The organism is Pontibacillus sp. ALD_SL1, assembly GCF_017355605.1.
Map to the genome: position 1 here is coordinate 864,686 of NZ_CP062974.1, position 15,508 is coordinate 880,193.

The 15,508-nt window shown below is 40.7% G+C and carries 13 protein-coding genes; 10 read left to right on the forward strand and 3 right to left on the reverse strand.

Features of this window, described 5'->3' with window-relative positions; all coding sequences use genetic code 11:
- Window positions 1-13 precede the first annotated feature (13 nt).
- The 6 genes from IMZ31_RS04395 (at window position 14) to spxA (ending at window position 5,762) form a co-directional block, all read left to right on the forward strand.
- Window positions 14-946: an ABC transporter permease gene (locus tag IMZ31_RS04395; protein ID WP_207529379.1), complete on the forward strand. Its 933-nt coding sequence runs from the start codon at window positions 14-16 to the stop codon at window positions 944-946.
- Between the two features lie 3 nt (window positions 947-949).
- Window positions 950-1,873, forward strand: a complete 924-nt coding sequence (locus IMZ31_RS04400) for an ABC transporter permease (protein WP_207529380.1) — start codon at window positions 950-952, stop codon at window positions 1,871-1,873.
- A 19-nt stretch (window positions 1,874-1,892) separates the two neighbouring features.
- Entirely contained in the window at window positions 1,893-2,936 is a 1,044-nt protein-coding gene (locus IMZ31_RS04405) for an ABC transporter ATP-binding protein (protein WP_207529381.1), read from the forward strand.
- A complete protein-coding gene (locus IMZ31_RS04410; RefSeq protein ID WP_207529382.1) occupies window positions 2,936-3,883 on the forward strand; it encodes an ABC transporter ATP-binding protein in 948 nt (315 codons plus the stop codon). The genes IMZ31_RS04405 and IMZ31_RS04410 overlap by 1 nt, the downstream gene beginning before the upstream one ends.
- 497 nt (window positions 3,884-4,380) lie before the next feature.
- A complete protein-coding gene (locus IMZ31_RS04415) occupies window positions 4,381-4,974 on the forward strand; it encodes a GNAT family N-acetyltransferase (RefSeq protein WP_207529383.1) in 594 nt (197 codons plus the stop codon).
- 392 nt (window positions 4,975-5,366) lie between these two features.
- Window positions 5,367-5,762 (forward strand): transcriptional regulator SpxA, encoded by a 396-nt coding sequence (spxA, locus tag IMZ31_RS04420; RefSeq protein ID WP_207529384.1) that lies wholly within the window; start codon window positions 5,367-5,369, stop codon window positions 5,760-5,762.
- A gap of 45 nt (window positions 5,763-5,807) precedes the next feature.
- On the opposite strand, the gene IMZ31_RS04425 is transcribed toward spxA, so the two are convergent.
- The gene (locus IMZ31_RS04425) at window positions 5,808-6,473 is read right to left on the reverse strand and encodes a TerC family protein (protein ID WP_207529385.1); all 666 of its coding nucleotides are present in this window, start codon (window positions 6,471-6,473) and stop codon (window positions 5,808-5,810) included.
- Window positions 6,474-6,794: 321 nt separating this feature from the next.
- On the opposite strand from IMZ31_RS04425, the gene mecA reads away from it, so the two are divergent.
- From mecA to pepF, 4 genes are all read left to right on the forward strand, one after another.
- Window positions 6,795-7,484 (forward strand): adaptor protein MecA, encoded by a 690-nt coding sequence (gene mecA, locus IMZ31_RS04430; RefSeq protein ID WP_036784890.1) that lies wholly within the window; start codon window positions 6,795-6,797, stop codon window positions 7,482-7,484.
- Between the two features lie 195 nt (window positions 7,485-7,679).
- Window positions 7,680-9,191 carry a cardiolipin synthase gene (gene cls / locus IMZ31_RS04435; RefSeq protein WP_207529386.1) on the forward strand — a complete coding sequence of 504 codons (1,512 nt, stop codon included), beginning with the start codon at window positions 7,680-7,682 and terminating at the stop codon, window positions 9,189-9,191.
- A gap of 492 nt (window positions 9,192-9,683) precedes the next feature.
- The gene (locus tag IMZ31_RS04440; RefSeq protein WP_207529387.1) at window positions 9,684-10,853 is read left to right on the forward strand and encodes a competence protein CoiA; all 1,170 of its coding nucleotides are present in this window, start codon (window positions 9,684-9,686) and stop codon (window positions 10,851-10,853) included.
- 611 nt (window positions 10,854-11,464) lie between these two features.
- A complete protein-coding gene (gene pepF, locus IMZ31_RS04445) occupies window positions 11,465-13,270 on the forward strand; it encodes an oligoendopeptidase F (RefSeq protein ID WP_371825482.1) in 1,806 nt (601 codons plus the stop codon).
- An 876-nt stretch (window positions 13,271-14,146) separates the two neighbouring features.
- Here the strand turns inward: pepF and IMZ31_RS04450 are convergent.
- Both IMZ31_RS04450 and IMZ31_RS04455 read right to left on the reverse strand, forming a co-directional pair.
- The gene (locus IMZ31_RS04450) at window positions 14,147-15,040 is read right to left on the reverse strand and encodes a ClpXP adapter SpxH family protein (RefSeq protein ID WP_207529388.1); all 894 of its coding nucleotides are present in this window, start codon (window positions 15,038-15,040) and stop codon (window positions 14,147-14,149) included.
- Entirely contained in the window at window positions 15,037-15,441 is a 405-nt protein-coding gene (locus tag IMZ31_RS04455; RefSeq protein ID WP_207529389.1) for a globin domain-containing protein, read from the reverse strand. Before IMZ31_RS04455 ends, IMZ31_RS04450 begins: the two co-directional genes overlap by 4 nt.
- Window positions 15,442-15,508: the final 67 nt, after the last annotated feature.

The window sequence follows — 15,508 nt, forward strand, 5'->3', positions numbered from 1 at the left end:
AGGTGTATCCAACGTGTTAAAGTATATCGGCAAGCGGCTCCTTTACATGGTGCTTACGCTATGGGTAATTGTTACAGTAACATTCTTCCTCATGAGGGCAGCGCCTGGTTCACCGTTTTCAGGTGAAAAGGAATTACCGCCAGCCATTCAAGCAAACTTAGAGGCATACTACGGACTGGATAAATCACTATTTATGCAGTATGTCGATTATCTTATTTCCGTTGTTAAATGGGATTTCGGTCCGTCTTTAAAGTATAAAGGACAGTCCGTTAATGATTTAATTAGTGAAGGCTTCCCAGTATCATTTGCGCTAGGTATGGAAGCTATTTTCTTAGCGCTTGCTTTAGGTGTTCTGTTAGGCGCTATTGCAGCTTTAAAACATAACAGATGGCAAGACTATACAGCAATGATTATTGCCGTGTTAGGTATCTCTGTACCAAGCTTTATTATGGCTTCTGCTTTACAATATGTTTTAGCTATTAAATGGAGTGTATTACCAGTTGCTCGTTGGGAATCTTTCGCACACACGATTTTACCAGCGCTTGCACTTGCTTCTACTCCGATGGCATTTATCGCTCGTTTAACCCGTTCAAGTATGTTAGAAGTATTGAGCAACGACTACATTAAGACTGCAAAATCGAAAGGATTAAATTCGACTGAGATTACAGTACGACATACGATTCGAAACGCCATGATGCCTGTTGTTTCATACATGGGACCATTAATCTCTGCGATCTTAACAGGAAGTTTCGTAATTGAGAAGATCTTCGGTATTCCGGGACTTGGAATGCACTTTGTAACTAGTATTACAAACCGTGACTACTCCGTAATTATGGGAGTTACTGTATTCTTTAGTGTGCTTTTACTAGTATCCATCCTTCTTGTCGATATTGCATACAGCTTAATTGATCCGCGCATCAAGTTAGCGGATAAGAAGGGAGAGTAATCGATGCAACAACAAAAGATACCCAAGGAACTCTTTGAGCAAGTTGGTGGAAATACTACTGATTCTGAAAGGATATCGCGCCCAAGCATTTCATTCTGGAAAGACGTTTGGATGCGATTTAAGAAAAATAAATTAGCGATGACTGGCATTGTGCTTCTTATTATGTTGGCTATTATGTCTCTTGTCGGACCACATTTAACTCCGTATGATTATCGTACAAATGATTTAATGAGTGCCAACCAGCCGCCGTCAGGTGAACACTGGTTTGGAACAGATGAACTTGGACGTGATGTGTTCACACGTATATGGAACGGTGCACAAATCTCCTTATTCATCGGGATAGCAGCAGCATTGATTGACTTGGCTATTGGTGTAATCTGGGGAGGACTTAGTGGTTATATCGGTGGACGTACAGATGAGTATATGATGCGTTTTGCAGATATTCTATGGGCGATTCCTTACCTACTAATGGTTATCTTATTAATGGTCGTATTTGAACCAGGTCTTGGTACAATGATTGCAGCTATGACAATTACAGGTTGGATTAACATGGCTCGTATTGTACGTGGACAAGTTCTCCAATTGAAGAGTCAAGAGTACGTTATGGCAGCTCAAACTCTAGGAGCTAACACATCTCGAATTATGGCTAAACATTTAATCCCGAACACAATGGGACCAATCTTGATTACCATGACACTAACAGTTCCAAACGCAATCTTTACAGAGGCGTTCTTGAGCTACCTTGGTCTTGGTGTGCCTCAGCCGCTAGCAAGTTGGGGAACGATGGCGAGTGAAGGTGTAGCAGCGCTTCAATATTATCCATGGCGTCTATTCTTCCCAGCCTTATTTATCAGTTTGACCATTTTTGCATTTAACGTTATTGGAGACGGTTTGCGTGATGCGCTAGATCCGCGACTTCGTAAGTAGAAGGAGTGAAAAATAATCAATGGAAAATATCCTAGAAGTAAACGACTTGAAAGTTTCATTTAATACGTTCGCAGGAGAAGTACAGGCGGTTCGCGGAGTGAACTTTCACGTAAAAAAAGGTGAGACGCTTGCAATCGTAGGTGAGTCGGGTTCTGGTAAGAGTGTAACGACTCAATCGATTATGCGTCTGATTCCGATGCCACCAGGAGAAATTAAAGGTGGGGAAATTTTGTTTGAAGGCACGGATCTCGTGCAAAAGTCTGACAGGCAAATGGAAAAGGTCCGTGGAAAAGATATTGCGATGATTTTCCAAGATCCCATGACTTCTCTTAACCCTACAATGAGAATCGGGCGTCAGATTATGGAAAGCATGATTAAGCACCGTAAAATTGCAAAGACCGATGCAAAAAAACGCGCGGTTGAACTTCTTGATCTTGTTGGCATCCCGAAGCCTGAACAACGTGTCGATCAATACCCCCATGAATTCTCAGGTGGTATGAGACAGCGTGCTATGATTGCTGTAGCTTTAGCTTCGGATCCTAAATTATTAATTGCGGACGAACCGACTACCGCTCTTGATGTAACCATTCAAGCTCAGATTTTAGAATTATTAAAAGATATTCAAAAGAAGACGAACACGTCGATTATCTTTATTACACACGACCTTGGAGTTGTGGCAAACGTAGCCGATCGTGTAGCCGTCATGTACGGTGGGAAGATTGTTGAAACAGGTTCTGTTGATGAAGTGTTCTACAACCCTCAACACCCTTATACATGGGGACTACTTGCTTCTATGCCAAGCTTAGACGCTGAAGAAGGAGAGCTTCAAGCGATTCCTGGTTCTCCACCTGATTTGACGAACCCTCCTAAAGGTGATGCATTTGCTGCTCGTAACAGCTATGCAATGAAGGTCGACTTTGAAATGGAACCACCAATGTTCAAAGTAAGTGATACGCACTATGCTGCAACGTGGCTTCTTCACGAAGATGCACCTAAAGTGGAACCGCCTGCAGTGGTACAAAAGCGTATTGAGCATTTTAAGGAAAAGGCTGGTGAACGTTAATGGCCAATAACCAAGAAGTATTAGTAGACATAAAAAATCTAAAACAACACTTCGGTAGAGGAGATCATAAGGTCAAAGCTGTAGATGGCCTGAACTTTCATATCTATCGCGGTGAAACATTTGGACTTGTAGGCGAATCTGGTTGTGGAAAGTCAACCACGGGAAGAACGATTATTCGCCTTTATGATGCTACAGATGGTGAAGTCATCTTCGACGGAGAGAACGTTCATGGTAAGAAATCAAAAGCTGACATGAAGAAGTTCAACCGTAAAATGCAGATGATCTTCCAGGACCCTTACGCATCGCTGAACCCACGAATGACTGTATCTGATATCATTGCAGAAGGAATTGATATCCACGGACTAACAAAGGATAAGAAAGAGCGTAAAGAGCGTGTTGTGGAACTTCTTGAAACGGTTGGTCTAAACCGTGAACACGCAAACCGTTATCCGCACGAGTTCTCTGGAGGACAGCGTCAACGTATCGGAATTGCCAGGGCCCTTGCCGTAGACCCTGACTTCATAATCGCCGATGAGCCAATCTCTGCACTTGACGTTTCGATTCAAGCCCAGGTTGTAAACTTGTTGAAAGAACTTCAAGAGGAAAAGAACTTGACGTATTTATTCATCGCACACGACTTATCGATGGTTAAATACATCAGTGACCGAATTGGAGTTATGTATTTCGGTAAGCTAGTAGAAGTAGCTAGCAGTGATGATTTATACCGAAATGCTTTCCACCCTTACACGAAGTCACTAATGTCTGCAATTCCTCACCCTGATCCAGATTATGAACGTAACCGTAAGCGTGTTACGTACGATGTAGAAGAGCATCGAAGAGAGATGGACGGGGAGGAACCAGAATGGCGTGAAGTAAGTCCTGACCACTGGGTTTCTTGTACTAAGAAAGAATTTGAAGCCTATAAACAACAACTTCAAACTCAATAATAGAAAAGCTCATCTTTTGAATAGATGGGCTTTTTCTCGTTTTTGTAACTTAGTACATTAAAGTGAAAAAGGATGCAAAAAAAGAAAATCGACATTCGAAAAGTAGACGAACATCGTTCAAACAGCTTTTTTCTTAATTGTGAGAAAATTTAATCATTTGAGCATTATGTTAGCACAAAATTCTATTAAAATAAAGCTAATCTTCTAACTTTTTGACTCTGTTATGTTGATTGTGGGTCGAATAGCTTTCGCACAAGCCTTTATGTATGGGGTGTATATTTCGATATGGTTTGGATTTAAACGTATTGGATGTAAATTATTGCTGCCTTTCCTAACAACAAACATCTCTACAGCCCTTTTGTGCATGATTACCAATTTGATGTTTCATAATAATCAGCGAAGGGTACTCAAATATCGTGGGGTATGACCAAGATAAATTTAACAAAATGGAGAATATTCGTTATAATAGAGAAGACTACAAAATAAGGAGTAGATCAATGAATTGGTATGAAAAGCTTAATAAGTATTTTCCTATCGAAGAAATGAAGTCTAGAGAACACATGGAGAGACTTTTGAAAGAACAAGGCGATGTCTACAAAAAGGACGAGAGTGACGAACATGTCCTCATGTATGCAGAGTTTGATTCTTTCATCTTTATTGATTATGTCTGGGTTTCTGCGAAAACGCGCGGGAAGGGAATTGGGCATAAATTAATTCAGAAACTGAAAGAAAAAGGTAAGCCGATCATCCTTGAGGTTGAACCGGTCGATTATGAAGATACTGACACCGAAAAACGCCTCCGCTTTTATCAAAAAGAAGGATTCGAACACGCAAAATCCATTGGTTATGCTCGTCGTTCCCTTGCGACAAATGAGTTAAACGAAATGGAAATCCTCTTCTGGTCCCCTGAGCACGAATCCGAAGCTTCCATTTACGAAAAAATGAGAGAAATGTATCAAAAAATCCACACGTACAAAGATAAAGAGCTGTATGGGAAGTCTTATCAGCCTGTCGATGAAGTGCTAACGCTTGATGAAGACCGAGATATGGACAACATTCTAAATGCTTTAAAAAAGCCTGAAAACGCTTAACTTTAAAATAAAGCAAGCAGAGAATGATTGAATCTGCTTGCTTTATTTTTATATGAGTAAGATGAATTCTTTTTTACAAGCTCCTGGTTTAGAAAGCAGATTCCTCTAACTTGGGTATAAAAAGCGTAATCCAAAAAAATACACTAACTTTAATTTTTTTGAAACTTTTCTGCTTCTAATACGTTTAATACTATTAAAGAGGTGGAATATCCCTAATAACAGAGGACATTGTATAAGTTTTGTGGAATTTAATAAACATTTATATATAGCATCTATCCAATTTAAAACATCTATAGTATACTTAATCTAGATACTTATTTAAACTAATTTTAATTTAATAAACGATTAAAAGTACTTTTTTCGTAATAAATCTATTGAGGAGTGAAGCTTGTATGGTAACACTTTATACTTCTCCAAGCTGTACATCATGTCGTAAAGCGAAAGCATGGTTAGAGGAGCATGAAATCCCGTTTCAAGAACGTAACATTTTCTCAGAACCTTTGACAATTGATGAGATTAAAGAAGTTTTACGAATGACAGAAGATGGCACGGATGAAATTATCTCAACTCGCTCTAAGGTTTTCCAAAAAATGAATGTGGATCTGGATCAGCTTCCAATGAAAGAGCTGTTTGATATGATTGCAGAGCATCCCGGATTACTTAGAAGACCTATTATTGTAGATGAGAAACGTCTCCAAGTTGGATACAATGAAGATGAAATCCGTCGTTTCCTTCCAAGAAAAGTACGTACATTTCAATTACAAGAAGCTCAGCGCTTAGTCAATTAAACAAAAACCTGCAGTCCTCATAAAAAGGAATGCAGGTTTATTTTTTTATGATGAACGTTCTTTCAGGAGGTTGTACCAAACCCCAGTAGCCATAACGATTGCAATGGTAAGGGGAGGTATAATCCAGTGAAGGAGTGGGAAGCCGCTGTAGAAGTATTGTAACGTTGCTTCACCCAATATCATTTCTGCAGCTGTATAGGCAAGTACAGCTGCCCCTATGTATATAAGTAAAGGGAATCTTTCCATCAGGGCAAGAATCAATTTACTTCCCCAAATAATAATGGGGACTGAAATAAGCAAGCCAAATACAACTAGGTATACTTCTCCTCTGGCAGCTCCGGCTATTGCTAACACATTATCAAATCCCATTACGAGATCAGCGAATACAATGGTTTTGACAGCTGCCATAAGACTTGTGTGAGCTTGAATTTCAGGGCCATCTTCCTGCTCTGTGACTAGGGTCATAGCGATGTAAACAAGTAGGACACCACCGACAAATTGTAGGAATGGGATCTGTAGCAGGAAGACAGCTATTCCTGTCATGATAATCCTTAGTCCTACAGCAAGGCCTGTACCAAGTAAGATCGCTTTGTTGCGCTGGCTAGTAGGTAAATTCCGGCTTGCAAGGGCAATGACAATAGCGTTATCCCCTCCAAGAACCAAGTCAATTCCAACGATAATAAGAATAGATTGAATGATCTCAAAATCCACAAAAAAACCTCCCACTTCTAGTGACAAAGCTGCCCAAATAAGCTACAATGTTTAATTAACTAACCCTCTACTATTACTTATATGTACAACCATGGGAGATCATGATTACGGATCTCGTCTAGGTCATTCGTTTGTTTTTAATTTTATGAGCAATTCTGTTTTCAATTAGCAGGGTAGTATCATAAAATGGTATTAAACGTAGCAAAAGCACATCAAATGATTGAGAATAGTCATATGAGGGTAAGGTAAAGTAATAGCAATATTGAAAGGGTGAAGTTTTCCCTTCCACCTTTAACTAATCAACAGAAGGGAGCGAGTTCCATGGAAATCGAACGCATTAATGAAAACACAGTAAAGTTCTATGTTTCCTACATTGATATTGAAGATCGAGGTTTTGACCGCGAAGAGATTTGGTACAATAGAGATAGAAGTGAACAGCTCTTCTGGCAAATGATGGACGAAGTAAACGATGAAGCAGACTTTAATATAGACGGTCCGTTGTGGATTCAAGTACAGGCCATGGATAAAGGGCTAGAAATTGTTGTAACGAAAGCTCAAGTATCAAAAGATGGTCACAAACTTGAATTGCCAACAGAGGACGGTAAGACATTAGATATGCCTGTCGATGAGAAGCTTGAATCACTTCTTGATCAAGAAGTAAACGCTAATCAAGAAGGGGACCAGGATGGCGAAGACGAAGCAGTGGAGTCCGACAATTTATCATTTGTTATTGGCTTCCGTGACTTTGAAGATGTCATCCAGTTAAGTCATTACTTCTTGAATGAACAATATGTAGAAGATCAGTTGTATCACTTTGATGGATCTTATTATCTATACGTTCAATTTGCGGATGGGCAGTTAAGTGACGAATCTCAAGAAAATATTTTGAGTCAACTACTAGAGTTTGGCCATGAATCGCCACTTACTGTTCATCGCTTAGAAGAATACGGTAAAACGATCTTCAGTGAAAATGCACTAGAGCATATTAGTAGTTACTTTCCGGCGAAGTAAACAATGAGCGGCACCTTTTATAAGGAGCCGCTCTTTTATACGTTATACAGCATTCTTTTGGATGAAGGTTTGCTATTAAGTAAAAAATATAAGGAAGACCTTCATTTTATGTACATATAATTGAAACAAGTGAAGAAGAACCTTCGTATATAAAAGGGCAAAAGGGATTTCAGTTGGAGAAAGGAATCGAAGCTTATGTTCAAACGGATTCAGGTTCTCGTATTTATGGGGATATTAATTGGAGTATTCTATGTAACAAAAGAATTGTGGCAAGGATGGCTTATTGGAGCCATTTCAATCTTGTTTACGATTTCGGCTATCTTTATTGGCTTACTCATTTTCTTTGAAAATCGTCATCCCACACAAACTCTAACCTGGTTGCTCGTTTTAGCAGCCTTGCCCATATTCGGTTTTTTCTTTTATATCCTTTTTGGGCAAAATTATCGTAAGAAAAAGATGTTTCGTAAAAAGGGAGCGTTGGATGAGGAAGCCTTTCGTAAGATTGAGGGCGAAACTGATATTATGCCTTATCAGGTTGAACAGATGGGGGATCACCAAAAACTGTTGGTTCGTCTCGCTCAACGATTAGGGCATTCACCGATTACATTTAGAACAGAAACGAAAGTATTAACAAATGGAGATGAAACCTTTGATGAAATTCTTAAAGAATTAAAGAAGGCTACTCATCATATTCACATCGAATATTACATTGTCAGGCATGATCACATTGGGAATGAAATTAAGCAAATCCTTATGGATAAGGCTCGGAGTGGTGTGAAAGTCCGTTTCTTATACGATGCTGTAGGGAGCTGGAAACTTTCAAGTCAGTATAAAGAGGAGTTAAAAGAAGCAGGCGTTGAAATGAAGCCATTTCTTCCTGTTAAATTACCCTTTTTAAACAATAAGATTAATTTCCGTAATCATCGCAAGATTATCGTGGTAGACGGCAACACCGCTTTTGTTGGTGGTTTAAATATTGGTGATGAATATTTAGGTCGTCATGAATACTACGGCTTCTGGCGCGATACCCACTTATTCGTTCAAGGGGAATCAGTACGAAGTTTGCAGTTGATCTTCCTGCAAGATTGGTACTACATGACAGATGAAGCGCTTCTTACGAATGAGTATTTATCGCCGCAACTGGTGGAGCGTGATAATTTAGGCGGCGTGCAAATGCTCGCCAGTGGACCAGATAATGAGTGGGAAGTGATTAAGCACGTATTCTTTTCGATGATCGTCTCGGCTAAGCATTCCATCTGGATCGCCTCACCCTATTTTATACCGGATGAAGATATTCTCACAGCACTAAAAGCAGCTGCGCTAAGTGGTATAGATGTAAAAATTCTAATGCCCAGCCGTCCAGACAAGCGCATTGTCTTCCACGCCTCCCGCTCTTATTTTCCTGAACTTCTTGAAGCTGGTGTAAATATATACGAGTACCATAAAGGATTCATGCATAGTAAGATTATGATCATTGACCAGGAGCTTGCTTCAATTGGTACATCAAACATGGATATGAGAAGTTTCCATTTGAATTTTGAGGTAAATGCGTTCTTGTATCGCACAAAGAGTACGAAAACCTTGGTAGACGATTATGAGCTTGATATTCAATCATCAAATCAAATTATCCTAGAGGAATTCCGTAAGCGCGCCTTAGCTAAACGCTTTATGGAATCCACCGCACGCCTCCTGTCGCCACTCCTATAACCGTTATAACCCTGATTCTCATTGAGGATCAGGGTTTCTTTATACTGCGGAGAGGTTTCCGTCAGCTATAATGGAGCGTAAGGTGGGCCTGGAAATCACTCGCTTTCCGCGGCCCCGCACGACGTGGGGTCGTTCGACGTTGTCACAGGATGTGACGGTCTTAGTCGAACTTCCTCTATCTTTTAACAGCCTCCTCGGGAAACCCACCCTGCGGGGTCTCGTCGACCTCTTTCTCCCGCAGGAGTCTCGCAATTTCCAGGCCCACCTTTGCCGAATGGGGAGAGACGGAAACGAGCCATATTTATGAGGCAGGGAGCTTAAGAGCAACTATAATAAGCTGGTCCGTCCACCTAATTAGCGTCAGGTCAAGAGTGATTTCCCCAACCGCCTTAGTCTCAATTAAAGCCAACCGATACCCATCACTTTGGAGTATCCAGCTTTTTAGAAGGATTCTGAGAATAAATGAAGAATAGAATAACCTGGAGGTGATTTATGTTAAGTGCCATTACGAAAAGTGGTGTATCACATGTGTTAGCAAAATATACAAAGGAGGAGATTCATGAATTAAGGCGTCAGCCATTTTATTGCCCAGCTTGTTCTGAAGAAGTGATTCTGAAGGCTGGTGCTAAAATGATTCCCCATTATGCACACAAACCTCGATCGGAATGTAGTGTTTATGATGTAGGAGAGGGGGCTTATCATGAAGCGGGGAAGTGGCAATTATATGAGTGGCTTCGCTTGCAGGGTTATCATGTAGAGCTTGAGTCTTATCTCCCCTCTATACAACAGCGGCCTGATCTTTTGTTAACGATTGGGAAGAAACGTGTCGCAATTGAGTATCAATGTTGTCGTATTTCCCCGGAAATGATCAAATTGCGTACAGAAGGTTATAAATCCGAAGGCATCCTCCCGCTCTGGATTTTAGGTGGGAATCGACTTAAACGGTTACACACCAATATGCTCTCGCTAACCTCATTTGAAAAACTCTTCTTCCAACAATTTAAGACATCCCCGCATCCTATGCTATTGTTTTATTGCTCCACTACAAAACAGTTTGCACGTTTCTCACACCCTACACTGCTGAGCAACCGAAAAACGATTGGAAAGCTCTCTTTCTTCACTAATACTACTTGTACATTAGCTTCTATCTTATCTTCTCCTAAATCTGTTTCGCCCTCGTATGTTTATCAATCTTGGTTAAAAGAAAAGAAAAAGCTCAGAAAGCAAGTGCCAGGAAAGATGAAAAGCAGCACAGACTTTCCTTGGAGGCAATGGCTTTATCTCAGACGCTTACACCCAAGCACTTTACCCTCTCTTATCCACCTACCTGTACCCTTTGCCTTCTTATACGACCTCCCATCCTATCAGTGGCAAGCGAAAATTATAATCGACGAGATCGAGCCTCAAGCCATAGGCGAACCCTTCTCCTTACCTGTTTACCCTTTCAACCACCCCCCAGATCTAAAAGCCCCTTTATTTAGAAACGAACCAAACCCAATCCAACACTACCTAGACGTATTATGCGAAATAGGTTACGTGAAAAAACTAAAGACAGGACAATATGTGAAGCTAGTAAACCTTTCAATTCCCAAGAATGCACATGAAGCAATGCAACAAGACGAGTGGGTTTTAAAAGAACTCTTAAATCGATCACTACTATAAACGGATTATCAACAGTTCAAGGCCATTAGAAGGATGAAACCAAAACTTATTTTGTCCTTCTCTTTTTTATTCACAGCCCTTCCATTGTTTAAGCGTATTGTATCTTTAAAAACTACATGCGTCAGTTTCCGTTCGTCCCAATATGGAAAAGGAGGTCCTGGAAACTGCGAGACTCCCGTGGGCAGAAGAGCCAGTCTAGTTCCGGCGTGGAGGACCTAGCGTGACAAGTCATCTTTTTTACAAAGGCTTATCGCCTTTTCCAAAAAGCTGTCTTGTCCGTACGGTCCTGGACACCACGCCTGCACTTTCTAATCTAGGTGAGACCCCGGAGGCCGGCGTGCCGGCTGAGGAGGCTCACCAGCTCCCCACAGGAAAGCGAGTGGTTTCCAGGACCTCCTTACACTAGACTAAAATAAACGGAAACATTCTCTTAGCTTCGGGCAATCCATATACTGTGGATGTGGATACTCTACGCAACATCTTGGCATGATCAAAAAGGTTTCGGGTATAATGGTTAGTAGGAAAAACAATAATTTTTCTGAATATTTAAAGGTTTTTCGAGACGCGAAAAAGAAATGTAAGATAGACGAAGAATTGAAGGAGGAATACCATTGGCTAAAGAACTACCAAAACGAGATGAAATACCAGAAGAACGGACCTGGAAACTCGAAGATATCTTCTCAACAGATGAAGCATGGAATGAAGAATTTGAAGCTGTTAAGCAATTAACGCCACAAATTAAAGAATATAAAGGAAAATTACATGAATCTGCGGACACATTATATAACTTATTAAAGTTACAGGATGAAGTGGCGAATCGTGTAGGGAAATTATTTACATATGCGCATATGCGTTATGATCAAGACACGACGAACTCACATTACCAAGATATGAATACCCGTGCAGAGAGTCTGCTTACGCAAGTAGGTAGCGCGATGAGTTATATTGATCCTGAGATCCTTGCAATGGAAGAGGGGACTGTAGAGAAATACCTTAATGAAAAAGAGGAACTGAAGCTGTATGAGCACGCGTTAAATGAAATTACTCGCTCTCGCCCACACACTCTCTCTGAGAAAGAAGAAGAGTTGCTTGCACAAGCTTCTGAGGTAATGTCTAACCCTCAACAAACATTTGGAATGCTTAACAATGCTGACCTTACATTCCCAACTCTTACAGACGAGGAAGGGAATGAAGTAGATCTTACTCAAGGTCGCTATCTTCGTTTCTTGAAGTCTAAAGATCGTTCCGTACGTAAACAGGCATTTGAAGCTATGTACGATACGTATGGCAATTTCAAGAATACGTTCTCCTCAACATTAAGTGGTGTTGTGAAAAAGCACAATTTTAGTGCTAAAGTTCGCAACTATGATTCTGCACGACAGGCTGCATTAGATTCTAACAATATCCCTGAAAAGGTGTATGATAACCTAGTGGAAGCTGTTAACGATCGTTTACCAGCTTTGCATCGCTATGTGGAGCTACGTAAAGAGATATTAGATTTAGAAGATGTTCATATGTATGACCTATATGCTGATCTTGTCCAGGATGTGGATATGGATATCCCTTATGAGGAAGCGAAAGAAACGGTATTAAAAGGACTAGCTCCTCTCGGTGAAGAGTATACCAATATCATTCAAGAAGGCTACAAAAATCGCTGGATTGATGTGGATGAAAACAAAGGGAAGCGTAGTGGTGCTTATTCTTCCGGAACCTATGGAACAAACCCATACATCCTCATGAACTGGCAAAACAATTTAAATAACCTGTTTACACTTGCTCACGAGTTAGGGCACTCTATGCATAGTTACTACACAACAAGTACTCAGCCGTTTCGATATGGAAACTATTCCATTTTCGTAGCTGAAGTCGCTTCAACAGCAAATGAAGCGTTGTTAAATGATTATCTACTACAAAACACAAATGATGAGAAGCATAAACTATATTTACTGAATCACTTCCTAGAAGGATTCCGTGGTACAGTCTTCAGACAAACTCAATTTGCTGAGTTTGAACATGACATTCATGAACGTGCCCAGAACGGTGAGTCCCTAACGGCTGATCGTTTAACAGAACTGTATCATGACCTAAATGAAAAGTACTTCGGCAAGAATGTAGTCGTAGACGATGAAATCGGATTAGAATGGGCCCGTATCCCACACTTCTACTACAACTACTACGTCTATCAATATGCCACAGGCTACTCAGCAGCCACAGCCCTAGCCTCTCAGATCCAAAAAGAAGGCGAACCAGCTGTTGAGCGTTTCAAAGGCTTCCTAAAAGCCGGAAGCAGCGACTTCCCAATTGAAGTCCTAAAACAAGCAGGCGTTGACATGACGTCAAAAGAACCAATCGAAGCAGCACTAGACGTCTTCGAAGAAAAACTTGACGAGTTCGAAAAACTAATCAAGCAAAAATAAAAAACAAAGGCGACTCCCCAAAGGAGTCGCCTTTTGTTATGTATAATTCTTATTGGTCCACAGAAGACTTCTTAATAAGGGTAGCATATCTCCAAAGGAGATTAGAAAGGGAGGGGGTCCGTTACTGTATTAGGCGTTTGGGCTGGCTGGAGGACCACTCGCTTTCCTGCGGGAGAGCTGGGAAGCCTCCTCGTTCGCTATCGCTCTCTGAGGAGGCTCACCAGCTCCCCACAGGAAAGCGAGTTGTTTCCCGGCCCACCTTACACTCAAAACAAGTTAACGGAAATAGTTAATCCCTAAAAACTATTTAAAACCTCTAAAAGACCGGCGGTGGGTGAAGCTGAAGATGGTGAAGTAGATCGCTATAAACAACAAGGGCATGGAAATGAGTATAGGAACGAGGCGCATAAGGCCTAATAAATTGAACCCAAAAGCAAGTAGAGTAACGATAATCCAAAATAAAGGGAATAAGTTCATGAGTGCACCTCCGGTGACGTATTATTCTAGTCTATGTAAGGAATGTCCCATACTTTCCAAGCAATAGGTGATAGATGTGACGTTTTTGTGAAGGTGATAAAAAAATATTGATATCGAGAGGGATACTTGATATATTTATATGTGAAAAGGATCACATTCAAACAATAACCCCTTTGTTTGACCGTGAAACTTTCTCCCATCCCCCTTTGTCTTAAAGATAAAGACATAGATCGAGCCAGGCCTACCCCGCCTGGCTTATTTTTTTGTACGGAAAGAAAATGGTGGATTTGGTGTTGAATTTTATCTTAGTTAAATATTTTAATATAAATAGATAGTTGATTAAAAACAAATAGAACACAAAAAACCTTCTTTCTATCATTAGAAAGAAGGTTTTCGTGATTATTTTACATAACGCCAAAACGTACCGTATTTTACGGGATGTTTTTCTACTTTTTGTTTGAGTTGAAGCTTTTTCATCTCGCACTCGGTTTTCGACTCGCTCCAGTCGAAAACGACGGATATCTCGTGTGTACCTACGAAGCGATAATGCTTTAAGAATTCTTCAAGAGCCGGTTTTGTGGCGGCAGGAGGTTCTTTTTGCATCATTTCTTGGAGTACATTCACGTACACGTTGTAAGGATATAGACCTGTAATTTTGATGCCTTCGTCTTCCTCTTCCTGATTGAAGAGGACAATGGCTGGAATTTCCTCAACTTCCATCTCACGCGTTAGTTTGAGATCACATTGAAGTGCGCGCTTGGCAGAATCAGAATGAAGGTCTTGCTTGAACTCTTCAACGTCAAGGTTGCTTTCTTCAGCACAGCGAAGCAGGACCTCTTCTTTTGAGATGTTTTGTTTATTTAAGAACAAGTTTTCTTGTATTTTTCGTAAGAAACGCATGCCTGCTTTCTTGCCTTGGAGCTCTGCGGCTTTGATTGATAAAGCGGCCATCCAAGGAGAGGAGACAGGGTTTTCGAACCATAAATCACCGTCGCAGCTCATCCCGGTTCTAGAAGCGACCTTTTCCCATACTTTCGCTAGGTCTTCAGGTTTTTGAAAGGCTTCTGCATTAAGAGAAGTTAGCTTACCACTAATAATAGGTCGAATGGTAAAGTATCTCCCGTATTCAAGCGTAAGTTTTTTCAGAAATGGCTCTAAAGACCAGCATTGAGGGCATAGTGGATCGATAAAAACATAGATCTCAACCGGCTTCTTTAAAAGGTCGACAAAACCATACTGGGATTGTGGAGTTTGGTTCGTGTTGTTGTGTTCCCCAGTTGCCTTAAAACTCACGTCGATTCTCCTTTCCTTGTTTCTGGTGTGTTCATCATATGATTTGCTGTGTGTGTTAAGCGTTCAAAGATGGCACTTCTATAAGGTTCTTCGATCTCAGCTTCTTCTAGCGCACCATCCATACAATACAACCACGCATTCTTTCGTGTTGGTGTAATTTCAAAAGGTAGGTGGCGGGCTCTTAACATAGGGTGCCCGTGTTCTTCCGTATAGTATGCAGGTCCACCGAGAAACTGGGATAAAAATTGTTCCTGTTTACGGATTGTTTCTGTGAAATCATCAGGAAAAATGGGTTGTAAATCTGGGTGTTTGGCAACTCTACTGTAAAAGGCTTCTACAAGTTTTGTAATAGCAGAAGGGCCACCAATTGCTTCATAAAGCGTACCAGGATTATCATTCATAAGAATGCCTCATTTACTTTTATTTTAGCGGCAGAATTCGCCACTTTCATAACGAAGGCGATCCGTC

What these genes read in the sequence shown, in the direction of transcription:
- spxA (WP_207529384.1), top strand. Translation starts at nt 5,367, where the DNA reads ATGGTAACACTTTATACTTCTCCAAGCTGTACATCATGTCGTAAAGCG.
- IMZ31_RS04410 (WP_207529382.1), top strand. Translation starts at nt 2,936, where the DNA reads ATGGCCAATAACCAAGAAGTATTAGTAGACATAAAAAATCTAAAACAA.
- IMZ31_RS04400 (WP_207529380.1), top strand. Translation starts at nt 950, where the DNA reads ATGCAACAACAAAAGATACCCAAGGAACTCTTTGAGCAAGTTGGTGGA.
- IMZ31_RS04405 (WP_207529381.1), top strand. Translation starts at nt 1,893, where the DNA reads ATGGAAAATATCCTAGAAGTAAACGACTTGAAAGTTTCATTTAATACG.
- IMZ31_RS04440 (WP_207529387.1), top strand. Translation starts at nt 9,684, where the DNA reads ATGTTAAGTGCCATTACGAAAAGTGGTGTATCACATGTGTTAGCAAAA.
- IMZ31_RS04455 (WP_207529389.1), bottom strand. Translation starts at nt 15,441, where the DNA reads ATGAATGATAATCCTGGTACGCTTTATGAAGCAATTGGTGGCCCTTCT.
- cls (WP_207529386.1), top strand. Translation starts at nt 7,680, where the DNA reads ATGTTCAAACGGATTCAGGTTCTCGTATTTATGGGGATATTAATTGGA.
- mecA (WP_036784890.1), top strand. Translation starts at nt 6,795, where the DNA reads ATGGAAATCGAACGCATTAATGAAAACACAGTAAAGTTCTATGTTTCC.
- IMZ31_RS04415 (WP_207529383.1), top strand. Translation starts at nt 4,381, where the DNA reads ATGAATTGGTATGAAAAGCTTAATAAGTATTTTCCTATCGAAGAAATG.